Raw genomic sequence first — 24,977 nt, 5'->3', positions numbered from 1 at the left:
TTTTGCAGAAGAAATATAATAATTCTTCAAACTAACTATATTTGATTATGAAACAAACTATTCTTGTTACTGGTGGTACAGGCTTCATAGGTAGCCATACTACAGTAGAGTTGCAGCAGGCAGGCTACAATGTTGTTATCGTAGATGATCTCTCAAACTCAAAGATTGAAGTACTCGATGGTATCGAGAAGATTACAGGTATCCGCCCTGCTTTTGAACAGGTTGACTTGCGCGACAAGGCTGCTACCGAGGCTGTATTCCAGAAATATCCTGATATTAAGGGTATCATTCACTTTGCTGCAAGCAAGGCAGTAGGCGAGAGCGTACAGAAACCATTGTTGTATTATCGCAACAATATCGTATCGCTCATCAATCTCCTGGAACTTATGCCAAAGTATCAGGTAAAGGGTATCATCTTCTCTTCTTCTTGTACCGTTTATGGTCAGCCGAAGCCTGAGAATTTGCCTGTAACAGAAGAGGCTCCTCATCAGAAGGCTACTTCACCTTATGGCAATACTAAGGAGATTAATGAGCAGATCATAGCTGATTATATCCATAGTGGTGCAGCCATCAAGAGCATTGTATTGAGATATTTCAATCCTATAGGTGCACATCCTTCTGCTGAGATTGGTGAGTTGCCAAATGGTGTGCCAAACAATCTGATTCCATACGTTACTCAGACAGCTATGGGTATCCGCAAGGAACTCACTATCTTTGGTAATGATTATGATACTCCTGATGGAACCTGTATCCGCGACTATATTTATGTTGTAGACTTGGCTAAGGCACATGTAGCAGCTATGGCACGTGTTCTTGATAAGGAGACTGAGCCTATCGAATATTTCAATATCGGTACAGGTAACGGAAACTCAACTCTCGAAATTGTTGAGACTTTTGAAAAAGCTACAGGTGTGAAACTGAATTGGAAGTATGGTCCACGAAGAGAGGGCGATATTGAGAAAATTTGGGGTGATTGCACCAAGGCGAACAAGGTACTCGGCTGGAAGGCTGAGGCTAAGCTTGAAGATGTGTTGGCTTCTGCCTGGAAATGGCAGCAGAAACTTCGCGCTGATGGCATCATGTAAAGTGTTGGTTGTTTTAGAAAATAATGTGAATTGGCTTCTTTTTTCCTCTGAAAGGTTAAAAAAGCTAATTTTTGGGAAACTTATCGTCGGGAAGATGGTAAGTTTCCTTTTTTTTATATATCTTTGCAGAAAGAACTATTGGTTTAACGAAACTTGAAAATATATGAAACAGACTTTACTTTCAATATTAACAATTGCAATGTTAGCACTTTCTGTTCCTTCGGATGCCATGGCCAACGAGGGAAACATAGAATGGGCAGACCTTGATGTGGCAGATATCAACTTGAACTATGCTGGGAGCGTGATGCATATCACCGGCGCTAGCGGGCAAGTGGTGAGAATATATAATGTGGCAGGTGTTACTATCAAGACCTTCCGCATAGAAGGTAATGACAAGCGCGTAAACTTGCCATTGGCTGATGGTATCTATATTGTAAAGGTGGGGAATGCCTTTACGCGCAAAATTTGCGTAAAGCATTAATAGTACCATAGAGGCCTTAGAATGCCGTTTAACTTTAATCAGAAAGTGAAAGTCTTTCATTTTTCGTTACTTATCATTTCTTGCTGTTTGATGTTCTGTTCTTGCCACGACAGGGTGCCAAACAGCAATTTCCAATTATCGTTAGATGATTATCAGGACTTACGTTCTTCTGCCTATGCTATCAATTCGAGGGCGGTAAGGAATCTGATAGACAGCATCATGCGAAATGATAAAGACCGACATGCTGCTGATTTGCATACCCGTCGCTATTATCAGAATGAAGGTAATCTGCTTTGGATTACACGTCATGGTGTAAATAGTCAGGCTGACTCCCTGGTGACTTGCCTGCGTACTGTAGCGGATATGGGATTTGATAAACGTCGGTTCTATGTGGATGCTATTGCCCGAGATATTGACAGGTTACGAGATTTAAATCTAGATTCAGCTGATAATCAGATAAATCAAGTGATTGCCCGACTGGAGTATCGCTTGACCAAAGCTTACTTCAGATATACGATGGGGCAGAATTTTGGATTTATGAATCCTAGTTTTGTTTTCAATCGTTTAGATACTCTTGCTCCCAATCCTTATGATAGTATCAAGAGACCCGTTAGGTTCAGAGGTCTGTTTGATGTAAAAATGGCTCATGCAGATGATGCGTTCTATCAGAAGGCTATGCAAATGGTTAGATGCGACTCGGTGGCTTCCTTCCTGAAAGAAGTACAGCCTAAGAATCCTTTCTATTATCAACTGCTGGAGAAATTGAAGGCTGGAGGACTGGGCAAGGCGATGAAAATCAAAATTCTCTGCAACATGGAACGTTGCCGCTGGAGACAGTATGATAATCCCTGGCAACACGAAAAATATGTGGTTGTCAATATACCATCGTTCCATCTGATGGCTATTGATCATCAGGATACGCTCTCGATGCGCATAGGATGTGGAGCCAGTAAAACCAAGACCCCGATATTGAACAGTCATATCAAACGTATGGAGTTGAATCCTCAATGGTTTGTTCCCCGTAGTATCGTTCTCCATGATATGATACACCGGGTGGGGAATCATGGCTACTTTCGCGCGCGTAACTACTATGTAAGGGAAGTGGCAACAGGTAAGGAGGTTGACTTAAACAGAGTAACTCGATCTATGCTTATTTCTGGTGCTTATGGCATCGCCCAGCGGGGCGGAAAGGGGAATGCTCTGGGAAGAATCATCTTCCGTTTTGATAATAATTTCTCGGTCTTCCTGCATGATACTAACAGTAAGGGCGTGTTTGGACAAGAGGATAGAGGAGTATCGCATGGATGTATCAGAATAGAAAAACCGTACGATTTCGCAGTCTTCCTATTGGTTGACAAAAACGAGAAACTGAAGGAAAAGATATACTATTCGATGACAGCAGATTCGCTTGCCAATAAAAAACTTGTTGTGAATAACGTAAAGGTTAATCCTCAAGTTCCTCTCTTCATAACCTATTATACACTCTATCCGTTAGCAGAAGGCAGAATAGCTGAATATTCTGATGTGTATGGATTTGATGCGGTAATATTCGATATGTTGAGAAAATATCTATAAACAACACATTTGTAAAAGCAATGATAAACGATAAAGAACTCTTGGCGATGATTAGGGATCCTAAGACCCAACGCGAAGGCTTTGCTGTACTGGTAAGTCGGTATAGCGAGCCGTTGTATTGGAAGGTTCGCCATATTGTTTTAGATCATGATGATGCTGATGATGTGTTGCAGAATGCCTTTGTTAAGGCTTGGACCAATCTGGATTCGTTTCAGGGAAAGTCTTCGCTCTCAACATGGCTTTACCGTATAGCAATTAACGAAGCGCTTGATTTCTTGAGACGCAAGAAGCAGATGGTAAATGTCAGTACCGAAGACGAGCCGGGCTTGGCTTCACGTCTTCTTGCCGATGACTATTTTGATGGTGACCAGATTCAGGCAGAACTGCAAGAGGCTGTAGCCCTACTGCCTGATGTTCAGCGTACAGTTTTCACTCTAAAATATTATGATAATATGAAATATTCAGAGATGAGTAAGGTGCTGTCAACAAGTGAAGGAGCTTTGAAGGCATCCTATCATCTTGCTGTGAAAAAAATAACCGATTTTTTCAATCGTAAGGATTAAACCTTTTCGGTTAGTTTTCGTCTATTTAATAAAGTATAAAAGAAAGGAATGAGGAATATGTTAAAAGAAGACAATATATTGAATAGCCGTTTTGGTAAGAAAAACCATTTCCAGGTGCCGGCTGGTTATTTTGACCAGCTGACGGATAGGGTGATGTCAAATTTGCCGGAGCAGGAACCCCGCATCATTCACATGCAGCCTAGCTTATGGCAGCGTATGCCGATTCGAAAGATTGCGGCGGCTGTTGCTGTTTTGGCTGTGATGGGAGGTGGTTCGGTACTGGCGCTGAAATATACGGGAAGCAGTAAGCCTGCTATGGCACATGTGGACCATATGGTTCAGAAAGCTGCTGTGAATAATAATGAAGATGCTACTTTTAATGAGATGGCCGATTATACAATGATGGATAATGAAACTATCTATGCATCGCTGATTGCAGAAAATTAATGGTTGGTATTTCTTTTTGTCTACAGATAAAGATTTTAAAAAAAAATAAGGTATGAGAAAGATAATGCAACATAGGTTTCTTGCGCTTTTAGCTATGCTGATGATTAGCCTGGTTTCACTTGCTTCACAGCCTCAGGGTAGAAAACATCATGATGGATTTGATCCTAAAAGGTTTCAGGCAGAACTAGAACAGTTTATTACGACTAATGCCTGTCTTACGCCGAGAGAAGCTGCTAAATTCTTCCCGGTATATAGACAGATGGGTAAGAAAATGCGTATGATATTCGATGAAATGCGCCGATTCCGTCATGTGAATCCGAATGATAATGAGGCATGTGCCGAAGCTATCCGAAGACAGGATGAGTTGGATATTCAGCTGAAACAGTTGCAGCAAGAGTATCATTCTAGATTTATGACCATCTTGCCACCTAATAAGGTGTTCAGTGTCATCAAGGCAGAGGAACGGTTCCATCGACAGGCATTCAGACGGATGAAGAAATAAATCTCTAAAAAAGTAGAGATAAAACTATTTAATATGTATTTATGTGACTTTTGGTCACATTAATAGGGTCGCGAAGATATTTTTAATAATATTTTCGCGATTTTATTTTGTCCTTTCCGTTATTTGTTGTACTTTTGCACTTTGGAAAATAATAATATAATATAATAAGGTATGTACAGAAGTAATACGTGTGGAGAGTTACGTCTCTCTGATGCCGGCAAGGAAGTGACACTTGCCGGTTGGGTACAGCGCTCAAGAAAGATGGGTGGTATGACATTCGTCGATTTGCGCGACCGTTATGGTATCACACAGTTGGTCTTCAATGAGGCTGATAACAAAGACTTGTGTGATGCAGCTAACAAGCTAGGTCGTGAATTCTGCATTCAAATAAAGGGTGTAGTAAGTGAACGACAGAGCAAGAATCCTAAAATGGATACTGGTGACATCGAAATCCTGGTGAAGGAACTCAATGTCCTCTCTCAGAGTCAGACCCCTCCTTTCACTATCGAAGATAATACTGATGGTGGTGATGATATCCGTATGAAGTATCGTTATCTTGATTTGCGTCGTCCTGCAGTGCGCAAAAATCTGGAGTTGCGTCATCGTATGTGCATCTTGATTCGTAACTTCCTCGATGCACAGAACTTCATGGAGGTTGAAACTCCTATTCTTATTGGTAGTACACCAGAGGGAGCCCGCGACTTTGTTGTTCCTTCCCGTATGAATCCAGGTCAGTTTTACGCTCTTCCACAGAGTCCTCAGACTTTAAAGCAACTCTTGATGGTTGCTGGCTTCGACCGCTATTTTCAGATTGCCAAGTGCTTCCGTGATGAGGATCTTCGTGCTGACCGTCAGCCAGAGTTTACACAGATTGACTGTGAAATGAGTTTTGTTGATCAGGATGATGTCATCAACCTTTTCGAGGAAATGGCTCGTCATTTGTTTAAGGAGATTCGTGGTGTAGAACTTCCTAAGTTGGAGCAGATGACCTGGCACGATGCTATGCGCCGTTTCGGTAGCGATAAGCCAGACTTGCGCTTCGGTATGGAATTTGTTGAGTTGAAAGATGCTTTCACAGGTAAGGGTAATTTCTCTGTATTCGATGAGGCTAAGTATATTGGCGGTATCTGTGTTCCAGGTTGTGCTGATTATAGCCGTAAGCAGTTGAACGAATTGACCGATTTTGTTAAGCGTCCTCAGGTCGGTGCCAAAGGATTGGTATATATCAAGTATAATGCTGATGGTACCGTAAAGAGTAGCATAGATAAGTTCTATTCTCCAGAGGAACTTGCTGAAATCAAGACCGTAATGGGAGCCAAGGATGGTGACCTCGTTTTGATTTTGAGCGGTGATAATGCTAACAAGACACGCATTCAGCTTTGCTCTTTGCGTTTGGAAATGGGTGACCGTCTTGGTCTTCGTGATAAGAATGTATTCAAGTGTCTTTGGATTATTGACTTCCCTCTCTTTGAGTGGAGCGATGAGGAGCAGCGCCTGATGGCTACGCACCATCCATTCACTATGCCAAATCCTGATGATATCCCATTGCTCGATGAGCATCCTGAGCAGGTTCGTGCCAAGGCATACGACTTTGTTTGCAATGGTATCGAAGTAGGTGGAGGTTCTCTCCGTATCCATGATACTCAGTTGCAGGAGAAGATGTTCGAGGTTCTCGGCTTTACTCCAGAGCGTGCTGAGGCCCAGTTCGGTTTCTTGATGAATGCTTTCAAGTATGGTGCACCACCTCACGCAGGTCTTGCTTTCGGTTTGGACCGTTTCGTCAGCATTATGGCTGGTCTCGACAGTATTCGCGATTGTATTGCCTTCCCAAAGAACAACTCTGGTCGCGATGTAATGCTCGATGCTCCTTCTGAACTTGATCCTAAGCAGTTGGATGAATTGGAAATCAAGCTTGATTTGAAGGCAGAATAAAAATAGAGAAACGAAGGTATTCACTCCATAAAAGAGTATGCGTAAAATGCCTTGAGAAAAATTCAATGATTTATAATAAGTAATTGATTTTTAGTAAATAAAGTGCTGCGCTTCTTGACGTAAATCAAGAAATGCAGCACTTTTGTTTATAAGTAGTAGTTTTTTCTATTTTTCTAACACTATTTCGAAATAAAAGTTATAAATTTGCAGCAGATATTAAGGTTGAGCTGACGAAATGAGGCTCAATAGAATCATAAAATTCTTAAAACATGGTAGAAAAGAAAGCGACAACTAAGACTGCTGCAAAGAAGCCAGCAGCAAAGAAGGCTCCAGTAGCAAAGAAGGCTCCTGCAGCAAAGAAGGACGTTCTTTACTTGAACGCAGAGAACGCAGGTTTTAGAGCTGGTGATGTATATCAGGCATTGGCAGCTTCAGAAAAGGCTCTCACAGTAGCAGAAATTTCTAAGGCTGCTAAGATCAGTACAGAGGATGTAATCCTTGGTATCGGTTGGCTCTTCAAAGAGGGTAAGATTAAGGATGAGGACAACAAGGTTGCTCTCGCTTAAATAAGGTTTATTTTTCAAAGAGCCGCGGTTGCTTGTAAGTGAGTAACCGCGGTTTTTTTTTGTGTGTCTTCTCTCTTGAAAGAGGACGAATGTTATGATTATTATATGAAACTTGATCAGGAGATATTCAATGTTCTTTTGGCTGCGGGTGCAAAAGGGTTGAAAGTAGAAAAAATAGCTCGTCATGTATATAATTCCTGTAATTCGATTTTTACACCTCTGAATTACAAGGATGTTCATAGCTATGTTACGCAATATCTCACCAGATGCGCTAAAGACCCACAATCGCTTATAGAAAAAGGTAAGGGGTATGGGGTATATCATGTTAATTTTGATTCAAAGGCCGTACAGCAACTGATGCTTAATTTTTCTTCTTCTGTATTAGAAAATAGTAATGAAGGGGAGAACAAGGCTGACGATAGTGCTCCTCAAAGTCTTTTTGATGAGAATATGTTCTAAATTATTTTTTTATGAGGGGAATGTTGTAGTATGTTCGTATAATATATGTAGACTTTATAAAAACTGATAAAAGTTAAACAATAAACATATAAACGAATAAACTATGGCTAGTAGATATTTATTAGGTTTTGACGTAGGCTCAAGTTCTGTAAAGGCTTCGCTTACTGATGTTGACAATGGAGAAATCGTAGCTTCTGCATTCTATCCGGATCATGAAGCACCCATTATGGCTGTAAAGACCGGTTGGGCAGAGCAGGATCCTCAGATGTGGTGGGATAATGCTAAGCTGTCGCTAAGGAAAATCATGGCAGAATCTGGTGCCAAGGGTGAAGATATCCTTGCTATTGGTATCTCGTACCAGATGCATGGCTTGGTTTGTGTTGATAAGAATCAGCAAGTTTTGCGTCCTAGTATCATTTGGTGCGACTCTCGTGCCGTACCTTATGGCGAGAAGGCTTTTCATGATTTAGGTGAGGACTTCTGCTTGCGTAATCTGCTCAATTCTCCTGGAAACTTTACTGCATCTAAACTTGCTTGGGTAAAGGATAATGAACCGGAACTGTTTGATAAGATTGATAAGATTATGCTTCCTGGTGATTATCTGGCAATGAAACTTTCAGGTGAAGTTAAGACTACTATCAGTGGTCTTTCTGAAGGTATGATGTGGGACTTCAACCAGAAAAAGCCTGCTAAATTCCTGCTTGATTACTTTGGCTTCGATGAAAGCATTCTGGCTGATATTGTTCCTACTTTCTCTGTACAGAGTGTAGTAAGTAAAGCGGCAGCTGAAGAACTTGGTCTGAAAGAAGGTACACCAATATCTTATCGTGCGGGTGACCAGCCAAATAATGCTGTGAGTCTGAATGTGTTCAATCCGGGTGAAATTGCAAGTACTGCAGGTACATCAGGAGTTGTATATGGCGTATTGGGTGATGTTAACTATGATCCAAAGAGCCGTGTCAATACTTTTGCTCATGCTAATTATACTACAGACCTTGACCGTCTTGGTGTATTGTTGTGTATCAATGGAACTGGTATCTTGAATGCGTGGGTTCATCGAAATATCACTCCAGATGTAAGCTATGCGGATATGAATGATCTTGCAGCTTCTGTGCCAATAGGTAGTGATGGTGTTAAGATTATCCCATTTGGTAATGGAGCTGAGCGTGTATTAGAGAATAAGGAAGTTGGTTGTTCTATTCGTGGCATCAGCTTTAATAAGCATAATCGTGCTCATATTGTTCGTGCAGCACAAGAGGGTATCGTCTTCAGTTTCTGCTATGGAATGGAAATCATGCAGCAGATGGGTATGGATATCAAGAATATTCATGCAGGTAAGGCTAATATGTTCCTCAGTCCGTTGTTCCGTGATACCTTGGCGGGTGTGAGTGGTGCTACTATCGAACTTTATGAGACAGATGGTAGTGCAGGTGCTGCTAAGGGTGCTGGTATTGGTGCCGGTATCTATAAGGATCATAATGAGGCTTTTGCTTCATTGAAGAAACTTGCAGTCATAGATCCTGATGAGGCTAACCGTTCTGCTTATCTCGAGGCTTATTCTGTATGGAAAGAAGAGATGAAAAAACTTTAAACGTTTGTAATTTACTTTAGACAAACTTTTTTTATAATATCAGATAAAGGGTGGGAGAAGTCTCACCCTTTATTTTTCTTTTTCCCGATTCTTTTGACTTTTGTGGGAGCTTCCGTCTTATTTAAGGATTGGATTTAAATATCTGTAGTTGATGTTTCTGAGTATCTATCCACCTATGTTTTGCCATGATGAACCGCTTTAGAAGATAGATAAGTGATTATACAATGAAAAAATCCCCCAGCCCGCTTGAGAAAGCAGGATGGGGGATTGGTATTTTGAATCAAAACAGTTTAATTCTTGAAACTGTGGATTGGAGCCGGAATACGACCGGCACGGTTTACGAATGCCTCGCAACTGAATGGGTTTACAGGCATGATTGGAGCATGACCGAGCAAACCGCCAAAATCTACATTGTCGCCTACCTTCATGCCCACAACTGGGATGATACGTACGGCAGTAGTCTTCTGGTTAACCATACCGATGGCAGCCTCGTCGGCAATGACACCGGAAATGGTGGTGGCTGGAGTATCGCCAGGGATGGCAATCATATCCAAACCTACTGAGCAGACACATGTCATCGCCTCAAGCTTCTCGATGGTCAGCGCACCAGCCTCTACAGCGTTAATCATACCCTGGTCTTCGCTGACAGGGATGAAGGCACCGCTCAAACCACCTACATAAGAAGAAGCCATGATACCGCCCTTCTTAACTTGGTCGTTCAGGAGTGCAAGAGCTGCTGTGGTACCAGGAGCACCGGCATGCTCAAGACCGATGAGCTCGAGAATATCGGCTACACTATCACCGATTGCTGGGGTAGGAGCCAATGAAAGGTCGATGATGCCGAAAGGTACGTTCAGACGGCGTGAAGCCTCCTTAGCTACCAACTGACCTACACGGGTAATCTTGAAGGCTGTGCGCTTGATGGTTTCGCAAAGAACCTCGAAGCTTTCGCCCTTCACCTTCTCCAATGCATACTTTACAACGCCAGGACCGCTGACACCAACACTCACTACCGCATCGGCCTCTGAAACACCATGGAAGGCACCAGCCATGAACGGATTGTCGTCTGGCGCATTGCAGAGAACAACGAGCTTGGCGCAACCCAGAGAACCTCTGTCCTTGGTTGCCTCGGCTGTATCCTTTACGATTTCGCCCATCAGTCGAACGGCATCCATGTTGATACCGGTCTTGGTAGAACCCACATTGACAGAACTGCAGACAAAATCGGTCTGTGCCATCGCCTGAGGGATAGAACGGATAAGGAGCTCATCGCTCTTGCTCATACCCTTGCTTACGATGGCAGAATAGCCGCCCAGGAAGTTGACACCAAGCTCCTTGGCACACTGGTCGAGGGTCTTGGCAATCTTTACATAGTCGTCGGTAGTCTTGCAGGCAGAACCGCCTACCAGCGAGATAGGAGTGATGGAGATACGCTTGTTGACGATAGGCACACCAAACTCCTTGGAGATTTCTTCGCCGGTCTTCACCAGGTTCTTTGCCAGACGTGTAATCTTATTATGAATGTTCTGACAGAGCTCATCGAGATCGGTAGATGCGCAATCCAAAAGGTTGATACCCATGGTGATGGTACGCACATCGAAATTCTCCTGCTCTATCATCTTATTGGTTTCGATAACCTCAGATATATTGATCATATTGTTTGCTTTTTAAATTCTGTGCATCATATTGAAAATTTCCTCGCGCTGGCATTTGATCTGCACGCCCATAGCCTTACCAACATTGGTGAGTTCATCGGCTACTTCCTCGAAAGTTTTCTGCATCTTGCCCATGTCTACGATCATCATCATGTTGAAATACTCCTGTACGATGGTCTGAGAGATATCCAAGATGTTGATACTGTTCTCTGCCAAATAGGTACATACCTTGGCGATGATACCAACGGTATCCTTGCCCACTACTGTAATAATCGTTCTGTTCATGTATTTATTCCTTATTTTAAATTGGTAAGTTTTCGGCTGCAAATTTACAACTATTTTGTTAGACTACCAAATAAAAAGTCAGAAAACTTGTAAAATCACTAACGCTTTGCAAGTTTTCTGACTCATTTTTACCTTTCTTGTTTCCTTATCTTACTTGATACCTCTTTCGTTGAGTGCCTTAGAATATTTGGCTGCATTCTGCAAGTGCTCATCGTAAGTGCGGGCAAAATTATGAGTGCCGCTGAAATCCTCCTTGGCACACATGTAGAGATAATCGTGATGCACATGGTTGAGGACGGCATCGATACCTGCTACGCTCGGAATACGGATAGGCCCCGGTGGCAAACCTGGGTTCTTGTAGGTATTATACGGGCTCTTGATAGACAGGAGGTTGTTGTAGATGCGCTTGAGGTCGAATCGCTGCCAGGCATATTTAATGGTAGGATCGGCCTGTAATGGCATTCCCTCTGGATATTCGGCATTGCGAAGCATCAGACGGTTGTAATACATGCCGGCTATCATCGGTTTCTCACCGTTGTTGGCTGTTTCTTCGTCCACGATGCTGGCAAGGGTGATGATTTCAACCGGTGTCAGCTTCATAGCCTTTGCCTTTTCGGTACGCTCAAAGTTCCAGAACTTGTCGCTTTCTTTCTTCATGCGCTTCAGAAATTTATCTACCGAGATGTTCCAGTAGAGATCGTAGGTGTTAGGTACGAACATGCAGGCGATGGTGGCAGTATCGTAACCGTATTTCTGACAGACGCTCTCGTCGCGCAGGGCATGGTAGAGGTCGTTGCTGCCAAACATCATCTTCTTGCCAATCTCATCAGAGAGTTTGTCGAGCGTGCGGACCGAAGGGATGGTAAGGCTAACCGGTTCCTGCAAACCGTTCTTCATGTGGCGCCATGTCTTGAGGGCACCATCGCCCGGAGCAATGGCGTATCTACCGGTGCGGATATGATCGGCATAGCCGGAATGGAGGGTCAGGGTCTTGAATGCCTGGAACGGAATGCTCTTGGCAAATGGGCGGAGCTTGTTGTATACAGAGTCGATGTTATCATCGCTGTCGATGTAAACATACTCGGTGTTGCTGCTCTTCGAGAAGGAAGAGAAACAATAGATGTAGCCCACGATGGCGATGACTGCGATGCAGCCTATAGCACCATACAGATAGAGCTTAGAAAATGATTTTTTCTTTTTCATATTCTTCTTGTTTGTTATTTTTCGGGTGCAAAAGTACAGTAAAAATGGGAAATAGCAAAGTATAGGAATTTAAAATAGGTTAATTGTCATCTTTCTTTATCCGTTGTGTCTGCTTTTTTGTTACCTTTGCACTTGACATTGAGAATCAACATGTGTATCGGTGCTTTCGGGCACATTATTATAAAAGGATTATGAAAATGAAGTTTTCGATAGCGTATGCTGCCAAGTGGGGTCATGCCCTGCATGTAGAATTAACTTTTGCCGCCGCTGACGGCTATCAAGATACGATGGACTTGCCGATGACCACCCGGGACGGTTATCACTGGGAGGTGGAAATGGCGTCAAGGCAGAACCGCCATCACCCTTTCGTAGCTGTGGCTTACTGCTACTGCGTGAAAGATGCTGAGGGAAAGGTGCTGCGTAGGGAATCGCTCGCTTCTGCCCGCCAATATGTTTTTGATGAGAGTAAGAATTTCTATTTTCAGGACTATTGGCTGGAGGAGGATAATCCTTACGTGGAAAAAAATGCCTTCGTATTGCAGCAGGTAAAGTTTACTGATGTCAAGCCAGCGCGTCTGCCTCTCTTCGACCGTACTATCATCTTCAAGATTCATGCCCCGAAACTCTATGAGGGTGAGGCTGTAGCTCTGTTGGGAAATCATCCTACGCTGGGCAAATGGAATCCGGCTCATTTCCTGAAAATGCAGAACAATCATGGTAAGGACTGGGAAATATCTGTGAATGTGCAGGCTATCGATGAGCCGATAGAATATAAATATGTGGTGATTGATGCACAGACCCAGAAACTGAAGAGATGGGAATTTGGGGATAACAGAATCTTTGGCATTTCTGGTAATGAACAGGCTGGTGGACAGGGAACTCCTCAGGGTGAAATCCGCGTATACCATCAGGATGTTTATGTGCTACACGGCGGTGAGTTCCGTATCAAGAGGGTGCCGGTTCATGCCCAGTTCAATTTCGATACCTATATCTTCGATCTTGACGGAACCCTGATTTCTTCTCTCTACGACCTGGCTGCAAGCTGCAATTATGCGCTGAAGCTGAACGGGATGCCTGAACGTACGCTGGAGGAGGTACGCATGTTTGTAGGAAACGGGGTGAAGAAACTGATGGAACGTGCCGTGCCGGGAGGATTGGAGAACGAGAAGTTTGAGAAAACCCTACAGGATTTCCGCCAGCATTATATGGTGCACAATATGGATAATACGAAACCTTATCCGGACGTGATGGAGATGCTCGAGGAACTGAAAAACAGGGGAAAGAACATTGCGGTGGTAAGCAACAAGTTTTATGCAGCTACCCAGGAAATCTGCCGCCATTTCTTCGGCGACCTGGTAGATGTAGCTATAGGAGAGCGGGAGAATATCAAGAAAAAACCGGCTCCAGATACCGTAAACGAAGCCTTGCGCCAACTGCATGCGAATAGAGACAGGGCGGTTTATATCGGCGACAGCGATGTGGATGTGATGACGGCGAAGAACAGCGGAATGCCTTGTATTTCAGTGCTGTGGGGATTCAGAGATCACGATTTCCTGTTGGCACATGGAGCTTCTATCCTGGTATCATCACCCTTGCAGATATTATAAGAAAGGTAGGATAAAACTATCTGGAAGACCATCATAGAGAATGGTCTTCCAGATATTTCTTGATAAATTCAAAGTAGGTTTCTGATATCGGAATGCTCTGGTCGCCATAGGTAATGTGCTGCTGGTCTACCGTATCAAACTTTGTCATGTTGGCAAGGAACGAACGGTGTACACGCTTGAATTTCTCTCTTGGCAGCCTTTCTTCCAACTGTTTGAGGTTGCCCAGGGTTCTGATGTTAGGTCTGTCCTCAAGATGGAAACGGATGTAGTCTTTGTCGCAGTCAACAAACAGAATATCATCTATCGGGATTCTTACGCATTTGTAATCTCGTTTTACCACCAGAAAACCGTCGCGCTTGATTGGGTTGTAGTTATCGTCCTGCATGTAGCTTTCGAAGACTTTCTGGCATGATCCCATAAAGTCATCGTAGGTGATGGGCTTGAGCAGATAGTCGAATGCATTCACTTTGTAGGCTTCGATGGCATACTCCTTGAATGCGGTGGTGAAGACAATCTTCACGTTCTTGGGTACAACCTTTGCAAATTCCAGACCGCTGATCTGCTGCATGTGGATGGCGAGAAAAAGTATGTCGAGATGGTTGTGATGGATGCCGTCTACAGCATCTATCGCACTTTTGTAGGCTCCGATCAAATGCAGGGTCGGAGTTTTCTCTATATACTGTTCCAGGAGTTGCAAAGCTTCCGGATCTTCATCTATGATGGCGCAATTTAAAATCATAATTTTACTGTTTTTGTGATTTTATTCTCGATTTTCGTAAAAACGAAAATTGTGTTTGTTTATTGTGTCAAGCTGCAGATTTTTTCAGATAAAAATCTATTTTCATGATTTTACCTTAAATTTGTTTAATCTATTTGGCTATTTGAGGAAAAAACCGTAATTTTGGAGATTGATAAGTCAGACTATAACTGTAGAATATGAAATACAATAAGAAACAACATACCAAATTGTCCTGTCGGAGCAAGTGTTTTTTCCTTGCCTTGGCTTTGGCTATGGCATCGGTTGATGCCTCAGCCCAGAAGATTTCGCTAGGCTCTTGCATCACCCGTGACGGAGGTCAGTTTAAAGGCGAAATGGTGAGCGGAAAGCCGCAGGGAAAAGGTACTACCATCTATAAGAATGGGGATACCTACGAAGGCTCTTATATGAAAGGTAAGCGCGAAGGTTATGGTGTTTATACCTTCAGTGATGGCGAAAAGTATGAGGGACAGTGGATGCAGGACCAGCAGCATGGTAAAGGCACCTACTATTTCCAGAACAACAACAAATATGTAGGCCTCTGGTTCCGCGATTACCAGCATGGTCATGGCGTCATGTTCTATTATAATGGTGATAAATATGACGGCGACTGGTATAAGGACAAGCGTCAGGGACGCGGCGTTTATACTTATGCCAATGGCGCACAGTATAAAGGCCAGTGGATGAACGATATGAAGAATGGAAACGGTTTCTTCAATTGGGGAGACGGAACTACTTATGACGGTCAGTGGCTAGACAACCAGCGCTCAGGAAAAGGTACTTTCAAATATGCTGATGGCGATGTGTATATCGGCGACTGGAAGGATGATATCCAGGACGGAAAGGGTATCTATAAATTTCATAATGGCGACATTTATGAAGGCGATTATGTGCAGGGAGAACGCACGGGTATAGGCATCTTCCGCTCTGCAAAGGGCGCCAAGTATAACGGACAGTTTAAGGATGGCCTGCGTACCGGTCAGGGTACCTTCATCTGGAAGAATGGCGATATCTATGTAGGCGACTGGATGGATGATCTGCAGAACGGCAGGGGTAAACTGACCAAGAAGAACGGCGACGTGTTTGAAGGTGAGTTCAAGAACGGTCTGGTTGATGGTAATGTCGTGATTCATTATGCTGATGGCAGAAGATTCAAGGGTGCCTATCACAAAGGTAAGCGCCAGGGACCTTGCATAGAAGAAGATAAAAACGGTAAGCGTTTCGAAGGAACCTACCGTAACGATGTGCGTGACGGAAGATTTGTAGAAAAAGACCGCAACGGACAGGTTACAGCCAAGGGAGCCTACGAAAACGGCAAACGATTTGAAGACTAATCTCTTCAGAAAATTAGAAAAATACAAAGAAATTATAAATAACGAGATAGAGAACCTTTATATTTTAAATAATGAGAAAAAAGAACATATTATAATGTTGAATATTGAATGTTCAATGTTCTGTTTTCAAATCTCAAAGTTAAAAGTAAATGTTCAAATCTCAAAGCTTAAACTAGAATTATGGTAGTAGATACTTTAGACAATCTGGAGAAATATGTTTCTCTCAATCCGCTCTTCGCTGATGTAGTGAAGTTTATCAAAGATAATGACCTCTCTAAATTGGAGGACGGTAAGCATTTTATCAAGGAGAGTAACCTCTTTGTTAACATAACGACAGCTCACGGAAAAAGCGAGGAAGATGCTGTTCTTGAAACACATCGCAAGATGATTGATATTCAGATTCCTCTTGACAACGAGGAGACTTATGGCTATACTCCTCTTGCTGGTCTTCCTGAAGTGGAATATAACGAGGCTAAGGATGTAACCAAGTATCCTGGTGTGAAAGCGCAGACGCTCGTTACCTGCAAGCCAGGTCAGTTTGCTATCTTCTGGCCACAAGATGGTCATCAGCCATGCATCGGTAGTGGTGATATCCACAAGGCTATCTTCAAGATTAAGAATTAAATAAGAAATCTTCAAGATAAAATTAAAGAATAATATAGAGTAACCATCTAAAATCATGATATATGGCAACAGAAAAGAAAACTACAGCCCAGAAGGCTGCAACTAAAAAGGCAACTGCAAAGAAACCAGTTGCAAAAAAGGCAGCGAAGGCTGTGGTAAAGCATATCGGACTCGTGAAGAACGACCCATATCTGGCAGACTATGAGGATGCCATCAAGGGCCGACACGACCATGCACTTTGGAAACTCGGTCAGCTGACTAATAACGGCAAACAGACATTGAGCGATTTTGCCAATGGATACGAGTATTTCGGACTGCATAAGACTGCCCGTGGATGGGTGTTCCGTGAGTGGGCACCTAATGCTACAGACATCTATCTGATCGGTGACTTCAACAACTGGCAGGAAACCGAAAAGTATCGTGCCAAAAGAATAAAGAATACCGGCAACTGGGAACTCAAACTTCCGGAGAAAGCCATGAAACATGGCGATCTCTTCAAGATGAAAGTTCATTGGAAAGGTGGTGAAGGTGAGCGTATTCCTGCATGGGCACAGCGCGTAGTGCAGGACGACCAGACCAAGATTTTCTCTGCTCAGGTTTGGAATCCGGAACCATATAAATGGAAGAAGAAAACCTTCAGACCAAATGTGGCGCCGCTGCTTATCTATGAATGCCATATCGGTATGGCGCAGGATGCAGAGAAGGTTGGCACCTACACAGAGTTTAAGGCGAATGTGTTGCCACGTATCATCAAGGATGGTTACAACTGCATTCAGATTATGGCTATCCAGGAGCATCCGTATTATGGCTCCTTCGGCTATCATGTAAGCAGTTTCTTTGCTGCAAGTAGCCGCTTCGGAACTCCTGAAGAGTTGAAGGATCTCATTGATACAGCTCACCAGAATGGTATTGCCGTCATCATGGACATCGTTCACTCTCATGCTGTAAAGAATGAGGTGGAAGGACTGGGTAATCTCGCTGGCGATCCTAACCAGTATTTCTATCCTGGCGACCGTCATGAGCATCCGGCTTGGGACAGTCTCTGCTTCGACTATGGAAAGGATGAAGTCATCCACTTCCTGTTGAGCAACTGCAAGTATTGGCTCAATGAGTTCCATTTCGACGGATTCCGTTTTGACGGTGTAACATCCATGCTCTATTACAGTCATGGTCTGGGTGAGGCATTCTGCAACTACGGAGATTATTTCAATGGTCACGAGGATGATAATGCCATCTGCTATCTTACCCTTGCCAACTGTCTGATTCATGAGGTTAACAAGCATGCCATTACGATTGCCGAAGAGGTGAGCGGAATGCCGGGCCTGGCAGCCAAGTTTGAGGATGGCGGTTATGGTTTCGATTATCGCATGGCGATGAATATTCCAGATTATTGGATTAAGACCATCAAGGAACTGAAGGATGAGGACTGGAAACCATCCAGCATCTTCTGGGAGGTAAAGAACCGCCGTTCGGATGAGAAGACCATCTCTTACTGTGAGAGTCATGACCAGGCATTGGTGGGCGATAAAACTATCATCTTCCGTCTGATTGATGCCGATATGTACTGGCATTTCAAGAAGGGCGATGAAAACGAAATGGCTCATCGCGGTATTGCTCTGCATAAGATGATCCGTCTGGTTACTGCCTCTACAATCAATGGCGGTTATCTCAACTTCATGGGTAATGAGTTCGGTCACCCAGAGTGGATTGATTTCCCTCGCGAGGGTAATGGCTGGAGCCATAAATACGCCCGCAGACAGTGGAATCTGGTAGATAATCATGAACTCTGCTACCACTATCTTGGAGATTTCGACCGAGAGATGCTCAAGACAATCACAAGCGAAAAGAATTTTAACAAGACACCAGTTGTAGAAATCTGGCATAATGATGGCGATCAGGTTCTCGCCTTTATGCGTGGCGATCTGCTCTTCGTGTTCAATTTCTCGCCAACCCGCTCTTTCACAGACTATGGCTTCCTGGTTCCAACCGGTTCCTACAGCGTAGTGCTTGATTCTGACAGCAAGGATTTCGGCGGTAATGGCTTGAATGATGACACGATGACGCATCTGACTAATTACGATCCACTTTATGTGAAAGACCGTAAGGAGTGGCTGAAACTTTATCTGCCAGCTCGTACAGCTTTGGTGCTGAAGAAAAATTAATAGATTGATTTATGAAAAATAAAAGGAGTAGTACTGCGAAGATGCAAATCGCCTGTGCTATCATCTTTATCACATTTACCTACGTCTACCTGGCATTTTACCAGGCAGACGTACTGGCAGTGGCTCAGCATGTTTTCTCAGGCGGTTTGACCAACTACAGTTACACGCTGGCTCCACTGCTTATCACGCTCGTACTCTATCTGCTGCAAGTGGGAGTGTACGCGGTAACCCGTGTGAAACGCCGTTTCCACGGGCTTACTTATTTCCCTTCGTTCCTCATCCTGACGATGATTACCGATATCCCCGTTGATATCGACCGTTATCATTCGCTGGGGGCGTGGTGGATTATCCTGCCACTCTGTCTGATTCTCTGGGGCGGATTAATATGGATAGCCCGCCAGTTGGAGCCGATAGAAACAGAGCCTCACAGTAACGGCTGGTTCTCCCGCTATATGTGGGTGAATCTGCTCCAGATGCTGGTGATGATATTGCTTGTCAACTTTGTTGCTAGCAATGATCGGCTGTTTCATGGACGTATGCGCATGGAACATCTGATGAAAGAAAAACAGTATGAAAAAGCTTTGGAAGTAGGTGAAAAATCTCTGAAAACAGATTCTTCGCTGACAATGCTCCGTATAGCCTGTCTCAACGAAACAGGCGAGCTGGGCAGCCGTCTCTTTACTTATCCGCTGGTAGGTGGAAGTAAGGCGATGATGCCGGATAGCGTAACCGTGAAGGCTATGATGTGGAAGGCGCCAAAATGGATGCAGAAACCTTCGGCATGGATGGTTAAACATCATCTCAAGTATCGTCTGCCTGTTGACTATCAGCTTTGTGCACTCTTGCTGGACAAGCAACTAGACAAGTTCGTAGCAGAGGTGCAGAAACATTACAAAGTAACTTCGGGCAAACTGCCTGTTCATTATAAGGAAGCGTTGGTTCTTTATACGCATCGCCGCAGTAATCCAAGTATCGTTTATCACGATAATGTGATGGATACAGACTTTGAGGATTTCCAGCAGATGGATCACAAATATGCTAATGAGACAGAAAAGCAGAATGCTCTTCGGGATACTTATGGAAATACCTACTGGTATTATTATGAGTATGGAAACAAATGAAAGTTTTAATTTAGGAGATTAATATGAAAATACAGATATTCAGAAACTTATGGGTTTTACAGATAGCTTTTCTTCTGTTGGCGCCATTAGGGTTGCAGGCACAGAAGAAGGAGATTTCTGCAGCCAAAGATCTGGTAAAGGCTGGCAAGGATTTGGCGAAGGCCGAATCCAGTATGCGCAAACTCCTGACGGATTCTGCCAACCGGAATAACAAGAAAATTTGGAATATTCTCTTCGATGCTGTGAAGAAGCAGTATGAACAGGGTAATGAGAAACTCTACCTCAAACAGGCGTATGATACAGCCCAACTCTTCAATGCAACCCGACAGCTCTTCGTTATAGCCCAAGGACTTGATTCCGTTGAGATGATTCCTAACAAGAAAGGAAAATGTGAGTTTGATTTCCGCAAGTCTCATTCTGAATATTTGAACAGGATACGTCCGAACCTCTATAACGGAGGAACCTGGTTTATCAGGAAGCAGAAATACAAGGAGGCTTATCAGTTCTTTGACCAGTACATAGAGTGCAGTACAGCCCCGATGTTCCAATCTTATAAGTATGCCCAGAAAGACAAATATCTTTCTTCGGCCGCTTATTGGGCTGTATATGCCGGATATAAGATGAAAGATACCAAAGCTACGCTTCATCATTCTTATGAGGCGCTGAAAGATACGGCTCATTATAACTATATGTTACAGTATCTGGCTGAGACTTACAAACTGGAGAAGGATACTGCGCGCTATCTCTCGACCTTGAAGGAAGGTTTTGAGCGGGATCCGAAATTCCCGTTCTTCTTCCCGCGTCTGGTAGAGTATTATTCGCAGGAAAACCTACTCGATTCTGCGCTCGCCGTGGCAGATAAGGCGCTGGCGATAGCTCCCGACAATGATATCTATCTCTTTACCAAGGGAACTATTCTCTTGAATATGGGTGATTTCAAGCAATGCATCGAAGTGAGCAAAAAGGCACTTGCCGTGAACGATTCTTTGGCTGGTGCTTATTATAATATAGGTTTGGCTTATTTTAATCAGGCGGTTGAAATGGATAAGAATTCGCAGCAATCCCGCAAAACTCATCAGGAGATAGACGGACTTTACAAGAGTGCGATGCCTTATCTGCAGAAGTACAGAACGATGGCGCCTGATATGCAGGACCAGTGGGCTTTGCCGCTATATACCATCTATCTGAACCTGAACATGGGTAAGGAGTTTGATGAGATTGACAAACTGCTCAATCAGAAAAAGAAATAATGCCTCATGATGAGGAATTTATGAAAACTTCTCTTGAAAGGAAAACTTCTCTTTAATAAAAGAATACTTCTCTATTGAAATTGATTATTAGGAAATTTATGGTAGACAGAATTTTAGATAAACTGGGCATTGAGCTCAATGATATGCAGCAGGATTCCTTGCAGGCAATCTTGCACGGGAACAAGGATGTGGTGATACTTTCGCCAACAGGTAGTGGCAAGACACTGGCTTATCTTTTGCCTCTTACCCAACTTATAGATGCTACTGATGACGAGGCACAGGCGGTGGTGGTAACTCCTGGTCGGGAACTCGCTTTGCAGTCGGCTAACGTATTGAAGAATATGGGCAGCGGTTTGCGTGCGATGGCTTGCTATGGTGGTCGTGCTACGATGGATGAGCATCGCGTGATGAAACAGGTTCGTCCTCAGATTGTATTTGGAACTCCAGGTCGTCTCAATGATCATCTGGATAAGGGAAATCTTTCTCCATATCATATAAAATACCTGGTGATTGATGAGTTTGACAAGTGTCTGGAGATGGGCTTCCAGGACGAAATGAGCCGACTGATCAAGTCTTTGCCTGGCTTGCGTCGACATTTCCTGCTTTCTGCTACCGAGGCGGAGGAGATTCCTCATTTCGTACACATGGGCAGGGTAGAAAAGATAGATTACCGTGTGGATGAAGATCAGGTTCCTGACCGTGTACATATATATAAGGTGGATAGTCCGGTAAAGGATAAACTGGAGAGTCTGTCACTTTTGCTACGCAGTTTAGGCGATCAGAGTACCATTGTATTCCTCAATTATCGCGACAGTGTGGAGCGCACCAATAAATATCTGGTGGAGCAGGGATTTTCAACCTCTTTCTTCCATGGTGGATTGGAACAGAAGGAACGCGAGGCTTCTCTCTACCGTTTTAGCAACGGAAGTGCCAATATTCTGGTGAGTACGGATCTGGCTTCGCGCGGACTTGATATTCCTGATATAGATAATATTATCCATTATCACATGCCGGAAAGCGAAGATGGTTATATCCATCGTGTAGGACGTACGGCAAGATGGGAAGCCCAGGGCAAGGCTTTCTTCCTGTTAGGTCCTGAAGAGCATATTCCGGAATATGTGGATGCTGAAATTGAGGATTACGAGATGCCTGCTGCTGATCAGCTTCCTGCGCCAGCCAAACCTAAGATGGCTACTATATATATAGGTAAAGGCAAAAAGGATAAAATCAGCAAGGGTGACATCTTAGGCTTCCTTTGCAAGAAGGGTGGGCTGCAGTCGGCTGAAATCGGTAAGATTGATGTTAATGACCGTTATGCTTATGCTGCCATTTCCCGAACGAAGTTGCGTAGCGTACTGAATAATGTAAAGGGCGAAAAGATAAAAGGTGTCAAAACGATAGTGGAAGAGGTAAGGTAGTTGACAAACTGCTGCTATCTTTTCTCTGTTGCTTGCTAATGTATAATAAATGTAAAAATAGACATAAATATGCAGTTATTATACTAAAATGACTAACAAAATGAAAGAAATCTGCGCAAAACGCTAAAAATGTGCAGAAAAGTTTGGTAGTTTCAAATAAAAAGTGTAATTTCGCAGTCGTAAATACAATCCAAAGGTTTACTATGTATCCTATATGGGTGTATTGTGCATTAATTTTTCCTGCTAACAGGATTATATCGTATAAAACTTAAATAATTATACAAAGATGAAGAAGTACAATTTTAACGCAGGTCCATCAATGCTTCCACGCGAAGTGATTGAGAACACAGCAAAGCAGATTTTGGATTTTAATGGTTCAGGTCTTTCATTGATGGAAATCAGCCACCGTGCTAAGGATTTCCAGCCAGTAGTTGATGAGGCAGTCTCCTTATTCAAGGAGCTTCTTGACATTCCTGAGGGTTATTCCGTAATCTTCCTTGGTGGTGGTGCGTCATTGCAGTTTATGCAGATTCCAGCAAACTTCCTCATCAAGAAGGCTGCCTACATTAATTCTGGCACTTGGGCTAAGAAGGCAATGAAAGAGGCAAAGCATTTTGGTGAGGTCGTGGAGATCGCATCATCGTCCGACGCCAATTTCACTTTCTATCCACAGGTTCCTAACACTGTACCAGCCGATTGTGATTACTTGCATTTGACAAGCAACAATACTATATATGGTACTGAACTCCGTGTTGATCCAGATGTAAACGTACCATTGATTTCTGATATGTCTTCAGATATCATGAGCCGTCCTGTAGATGTTTCTAAGTATACTGCCATCTATGCAGGTGCTCAGAAGAATCTTTCTATGGCAGGTGTTACTGTTATCATCGTAAAGGATGATATGCTCGGCAAGGCTCCTCGCGAGCTTCCTACTATGCTCGATTATCGTACTCACGTAGAGAAGGGCAGTATGTTCAATACTCCTCCTGTTGTTCCTATCTATACCTTGATGGAGAATCTCCGCTGGTTGAAGGCTAATGGTGGTGTTGAGGCTGCTGACAAGCGAGCTCACGAACGTGCAGAAGTTCTTTATGCTGAAATCGACCGAAACAAACTCTTCAAGGGTACTGTGGAAGAGGCTTCACGCTCATTGATGAACATCTGCTTCGTGATGAACGATGAGTACAAGGAGTTGGAGAAGCCATTCCTCGACTTCGCTACAGAACGTGGCATGGTAGGTATCAAGGGTCACCGCTCAGTGGGTGGTTTCCGTGCCAGCTGCTACAATGCACAGACCATGGAGGGTGTTCAGGCACTCGTCAAGGCTATGCAGGATTTTGAAGCACAACATTAATTTTTGAATTTGTATGAAAGTATTAGTTGCAACAGAAAAGCCATTCGCAGCGGCTGCTGTGGAAGGCATTAAGAAAGAAATAGAGGGAGCAGGCAACGAATTGGTACTGCTCGAAAAATATACAGAGAAGGCTCAGCTTCTCGATGCAGTGAAGGATGTGGACGCGATGATTATCCGCTCTGACAAGGCTGATGCCGAGGTGCTCGATGCAGCAAAGAACCTGAAGATTATCGTTCGTGCTGGTGCAGGTTATGATAACATCGACCTTGCTGCTGCTACTGCTCATAATGTAGTGGCTGAGAATACTCCTGGTCAGAACTCTAACGCAGTAGCTGAGTTGGTATTCGGCTTGTTGGTCTTTACTGTACGTAATTTCTACAACGGCAAGGCTGGCAGCGAGTTGAAGGGTAAGAAACTGGGTATTCTTGCTTTCGGTAATGTTGGTCGAAATGTGGCTCGCATCGCCAAGGGATTTGGTATGGAAGTAGCTGCTTACGATGCATTCTGCCCAGCTGATGTTATCGAGGCTGCCGGTGTGCATGCTGTAAAGTCACAGGATGAGTTGTTCCAGACTTGTGACATCGTTTCTCTTCATATCCCTGCTACTCCAGAGACTATCAAGAGCATCGACTACAAGACTGTAAACCAGTTGCCTAAGGGTGGCATCCTCATCAATACAGCGCGTAAGGAGGTTATCAATGAGCCTGAGCTCCTGAAACTTCTTGCTGAGCGAGAGGACTTGAAGTTCATCACTGATATCAAGCCTGATGCTGATGCAGACTTTGCCAAGTTCGAGGGTCGCTACTTCTCAACTCCTAAGAAGATGGGTGCACAGACTGCAGAAGCTAATATCAATGCCGGTATTGCTGCAGCTAAGCAGATTAATGCGTTCTTTAAGGATGGATGCACTAAATTCCAGGTAAATAAGTAATTATTCTCCCCATACATATAGCTCATGAAGGGTGCTTTTTCACAGAAGCACTCTTGATGGGCTTTTCATGTT

At 43.6% G+C, this 24,977-nt stretch carries 23 protein-coding genes and 1 pseudogene; 20 read left to right on the top strand and 4 right to left on the bottom strand.

From position 1 onward, the window contains the following. The first annotated feature begins 47 nt into the window (after positions 1 to 47). The 10 genes from galE (at position 48) to FO447_RS05560 (ending at position 9,201) form a co-directional block, all read left to right on the top strand. Positions 48 to 1,085, top strand: a complete 1,038-nt coding sequence (gene galE / locus FO447_RS05605) for a UDP-glucose 4-epimerase GalE (RefSeq protein WP_006849003.1) — start codon at positions 48 to 50, stop codon at positions 1,083 to 1,085. A 199-nt stretch (positions 1,086 to 1,284) separates the two neighbouring features. Continuing rightward, positions 1,285 to 1,566, top strand: coding sequence for a T9SS type A sorting domain-containing protein (locus FO447_RS05600; RefSeq protein WP_181976449.1), 282 nt, complete (start codon positions 1,285 to 1,287; stop codon positions 1,564 to 1,566). Between the two features lie 114 nt (positions 1,567 to 1,680). After that, positions 1,681 to 3,141: a L,D-transpeptidase family protein gene (locus tag FO447_RS05595; protein ID WP_367397188.1), complete on the top strand. Its 1,461-nt coding sequence runs from the start codon at positions 1,681 to 1,683 to the stop codon at positions 3,139 to 3,141. Between the two features lie 20 nt (positions 3,142 to 3,161). Continuing rightward, entirely contained in the window at positions 3,162 to 3,704 is a 543-nt protein-coding gene (locus FO447_RS05590) for an RNA polymerase sigma factor (protein WP_118064471.1), read from the top strand. A gap of 57 nt (positions 3,705 to 3,761) precedes the next feature. Then, positions 3,762 to 4,151, top strand: coding sequence for a hypothetical protein (locus FO447_RS05585; protein ID WP_118064469.1), 390 nt, complete (start codon positions 3,762 to 3,764; stop codon positions 4,149 to 4,151). Between the two features lie 52 nt (positions 4,152 to 4,203). Beyond that, positions 4,204 to 4,653, top strand: coding sequence for a hypothetical protein (locus tag FO447_RS05580; protein ID WP_117586734.1), 450 nt, complete (start codon positions 4,204 to 4,206; stop codon positions 4,651 to 4,653). A 171-nt stretch (positions 4,654 to 4,824) separates the two neighbouring features. Continuing rightward, positions 4,825 to 6,585, top strand: coding sequence for an aspartate--tRNA ligase (gene aspS / locus FO447_RS05575; RefSeq protein WP_118152596.1), 1,761 nt, complete (start codon positions 4,825 to 4,827; stop codon positions 6,583 to 6,585). A gap of 269 nt (positions 6,586 to 6,854) precedes the next feature. Continuing rightward, a complete protein-coding gene (locus FO447_RS05570) occupies positions 6,855 to 7,151 on the top strand; it encodes a winged helix-turn-helix domain-containing protein (protein ID WP_153112564.1) in 297 nt (98 codons plus the stop codon). Between the two features lie 105 nt (positions 7,152 to 7,256). Continuing rightward, the gene (locus tag FO447_RS05565) at positions 7,257 to 7,610 is read left to right on the top strand and encodes a hypothetical protein (RefSeq protein ID WP_118064495.1); all 354 of its coding nucleotides are present in this window, start codon (positions 7,257 to 7,259) and stop codon (positions 7,608 to 7,610) included. Positions 7,611 to 7,713: 103 nt separating this feature from the next. Further along, positions 7,714 to 9,201 carry a xylulokinase gene (locus tag FO447_RS05560; RefSeq protein WP_200758042.1) on the top strand — a complete coding sequence of 496 codons (1,488 nt, stop codon included), beginning with the start codon at positions 7,714 to 7,716 and terminating at the stop codon, positions 9,199 to 9,201. 290 nt (positions 9,202 to 9,491) lie between these two features. On the opposite strand, the gene FO447_RS05555 is transcribed toward FO447_RS05560, so the two are convergent. The 3 genes from FO447_RS05555 to mltG form a co-directional block, all read right to left on the bottom strand. Then, complete coding sequence (locus FO447_RS05555) at positions 9,492 to 10,856, bottom strand: PFL family protein (protein ID WP_117693627.1); 1,365 nt, start codon at positions 10,854 to 10,856, stop codon at positions 9,492 to 9,494. A gap of 12 nt (positions 10,857 to 10,868) precedes the next feature. Beyond that, entirely contained in the window at positions 10,869 to 11,141 is a 273-nt protein-coding gene (locus FO447_RS05550) for an ACT domain-containing protein (RefSeq protein WP_006849014.1), read from the bottom strand. 150 nt (positions 11,142 to 11,291) lie between these two features. After that, positions 11,292 to 12,344: an endolytic transglycosylase MltG gene (gene mltG, locus FO447_RS05545; RefSeq protein WP_118139431.1), complete on the bottom strand. Its 1,053-nt coding sequence runs from the start codon at positions 12,342 to 12,344 to the stop codon at positions 11,292 to 11,294. Positions 12,345 to 12,535: 191 nt separating this feature from the next. Between mltG and FO447_RS15970 the strand changes: the two are divergent. After that, a pseudogene (locus FO447_RS15970) lies at positions 12,536 to 13,189 on the top strand (carbohydrate-binding module family 20 domain-containing protein); the annotation flags it as partial. A gap of 108 nt (positions 13,190 to 13,297) precedes the next feature. Next, positions 13,298 to 13,951 (top strand): HAD family hydrolase, encoded by a 654-nt coding sequence (locus FO447_RS15965; protein WP_233339160.1) that lies wholly within the window; start codon positions 13,298 to 13,300, stop codon positions 13,949 to 13,951. A 31-nt stretch (positions 13,952 to 13,982) separates the two neighbouring features. Here FO447_RS15965 and FO447_RS05535 read toward each other — a convergent pair whose 3' ends face one another. Continuing rightward, positions 13,983 to 14,690 (bottom strand): LytR/AlgR family response regulator transcription factor, encoded by a 708-nt coding sequence (locus FO447_RS05535; protein WP_118139433.1) that lies wholly within the window; start codon positions 14,688 to 14,690, stop codon positions 13,983 to 13,985. Between the two features lie 272 nt (positions 14,691 to 14,962). Here FO447_RS05535 and FO447_RS05530 point away from each other — a divergent pair, with 272 nt between their 5' ends. The 8 genes from FO447_RS05530 (at position 14,963) to FO447_RS05495 (ending at position 24,905) form a co-directional block, all read left to right on the top strand. After that, entirely contained in the window at positions 14,963 to 16,042 is a 1,080-nt protein-coding gene (locus tag FO447_RS05530; protein WP_118139434.1) for a phosphatidylinositol-4-phosphate 5-kinase, read from the top strand. Between the two features lie 180 nt (positions 16,043 to 16,222). Continuing rightward, a complete protein-coding gene (locus tag FO447_RS05525; RefSeq protein WP_118139435.1) occupies positions 16,223 to 16,666 on the top strand; it encodes a YhcH/YjgK/YiaL family protein in 444 nt (147 codons plus the stop codon). 62 nt (positions 16,667 to 16,728) lie between these two features. Further along, positions 16,729 to 18,828, top strand: a complete 2,100-nt coding sequence (locus FO447_RS05520; RefSeq protein ID WP_200758041.1) for an alpha amylase C-terminal domain-containing protein — start codon at positions 16,729 to 16,731, stop codon at positions 18,826 to 18,828. 11 nt (positions 18,829 to 18,839) lie between these two features. Next, the gene (locus FO447_RS05515) at positions 18,840 to 19,949 is read left to right on the top strand and encodes a DUF6057 family protein (protein WP_200758040.1); all 1,110 of its coding nucleotides are present in this window, start codon (positions 18,840 to 18,842) and stop codon (positions 19,947 to 19,949) included. Positions 19,950 to 19,972: 23 nt separating this feature from the next. Then, positions 19,973 to 21,199, top strand: coding sequence for a tetratricopeptide repeat protein (locus FO447_RS05510; protein WP_200758038.1), 1,227 nt, complete (start codon positions 19,973 to 19,975; stop codon positions 21,197 to 21,199). A 98-nt stretch (positions 21,200 to 21,297) separates the two neighbouring features. Continuing rightward, complete coding sequence (locus FO447_RS05505; RefSeq protein ID WP_200758036.1) at positions 21,298 to 22,617, top strand: DEAD/DEAH box helicase; 1,320 nt, start codon at positions 21,298 to 21,300, stop codon at positions 22,615 to 22,617. A 286-nt stretch (positions 22,618 to 22,903) separates the two neighbouring features. Beyond that, positions 22,904 to 23,974, top strand: a complete 1,071-nt coding sequence (gene serC, locus FO447_RS05500; protein ID WP_117727969.1) for a 3-phosphoserine/phosphohydroxythreonine transaminase — start codon at positions 22,904 to 22,906, stop codon at positions 23,972 to 23,974. 13 nt (positions 23,975 to 23,987) lie between these two features. Then, positions 23,988 to 24,905, top strand: a complete 918-nt coding sequence (locus FO447_RS05495; protein ID WP_022121822.1) for an NAD(P)-dependent oxidoreductase — start codon at positions 23,988 to 23,990, stop codon at positions 24,903 to 24,905. Positions 24,906 to 24,977: the final 72 nt, after the last annotated feature.

Source organism: Segatella copri (assembly GCF_015074785.1).
Classification (GTDB): domain Bacteria; phylum Bacteroidota; class Bacteroidia; order Bacteroidales; family Bacteroidaceae; genus Prevotella.
The sequence above is the reverse complement of the archived record's forward strand: the minus strand, read 5'-3'. Positions and strand labels throughout refer to the sequence as shown.

Bases quoted from the DNA above. Each gene is read 5' to 3' on its own strand.
- FO447_RS05510 (WP_200758038.1), top strand. From the start codon at position 19,973: ATGAAAATACAGATATTCAGAAACTTATGGGTTTTACAGATAGCTTTT.
- galE (WP_006849003.1), top strand. From the start codon at position 48: ATGAAACAAACTATTCTTGTTACTGGTGGTACAGGCTTCATAGGTAGC.
- FO447_RS05570 (WP_153112564.1), top strand. From the start codon at position 6,855: ATGGTAGAAAAGAAAGCGACAACTAAGACTGCTGCAAAGAAGCCAGCA.
- FO447_RS05580 (WP_117586734.1), top strand. From the start codon at position 4,204: ATGAGAAAGATAATGCAACATAGGTTTCTTGCGCTTTTAGCTATGCTG.
- FO447_RS05550 (WP_006849014.1), bottom strand. From the start codon at position 11,141: ATGAACAGAACGATTATTACAGTAGTGGGCAAGGATACCGTTGGTATC.
- FO447_RS05555 (WP_117693627.1), bottom strand. From the start codon at position 10,856: ATGATCAATATATCTGAGGTTATCGAAACCAATAAGATGATAGAGCAG.
- aspS (WP_118152596.1), top strand. From the start codon at position 4,825: ATGTACAGAAGTAATACGTGTGGAGAGTTACGTCTCTCTGATGCCGGC.
- FO447_RS05530 (WP_118139434.1), top strand. From the start codon at position 14,963: ATGGCATCGGTTGATGCCTCAGCCCAGAAGATTTCGCTAGGCTCTTGC.
- FO447_RS05600 (WP_181976449.1), top strand. From the start codon at position 1,285: ATGTTAGCACTTTCTGTTCCTTCGGATGCCATGGCCAACGAGGGAAAC.
- FO447_RS05560 (WP_200758042.1), top strand. From the start codon at position 7,714: ATGGCTAGTAGATATTTATTAGGTTTTGACGTAGGCTCAAGTTCTGTA.
- FO447_RS05535 (WP_118139433.1), bottom strand. From the start codon at position 14,690: ATGATTTTAAATTGCGCCATCATAGATGAAGATCCGGAAGCTTTGCAA.
- FO447_RS05505 (WP_200758036.1), top strand. From the start codon at position 21,298: ATGGTAGACAGAATTTTAGATAAACTGGGCATTGAGCTCAATGATATG.
- FO447_RS05525 (WP_118139435.1), top strand. From the start codon at position 16,223: ATGGTAGTAGATACTTTAGACAATCTGGAGAAATATGTTTCTCTCAAT.
- FO447_RS05515 (WP_200758040.1), top strand. From the start codon at position 18,840: ATGAAAAATAAAAGGAGTAGTACTGCGAAGATGCAAATCGCCTGTGCT.
- FO447_RS05520 (WP_200758041.1), top strand. From the start codon at position 16,729: ATGGCAACAGAAAAGAAAACTACAGCCCAGAAGGCTGCAACTAAAAAG.
- FO447_RS05585 (WP_118064469.1), top strand. From the start codon at position 3,762: ATGTTAAAAGAAGACAATATATTGAATAGCCGTTTTGGTAAGAAAAAC.
- FO447_RS05590 (WP_118064471.1), top strand. From the start codon at position 3,162: ATGATAAACGATAAAGAACTCTTGGCGATGATTAGGGATCCTAAGACC.
- mltG (WP_118139431.1), bottom strand. From the start codon at position 12,344: ATGAAAAAGAAAAAATCATTTTCTAAGCTCTATCTGTATGGTGCTATA.
- serC (WP_117727969.1), top strand. From the start codon at position 22,904: ATGAAGAAGTACAATTTTAACGCAGGTCCATCAATGCTTCCACGCGAA.
- FO447_RS05495 (WP_022121822.1), top strand. From the start codon at position 23,988: ATGAAAGTATTAGTTGCAACAGAAAAGCCATTCGCAGCGGCTGCTGTG.
- FO447_RS05565 (WP_118064495.1), top strand. From the start codon at position 7,257: ATGAAACTTGATCAGGAGATATTCAATGTTCTTTTGGCTGCGGGTGCA.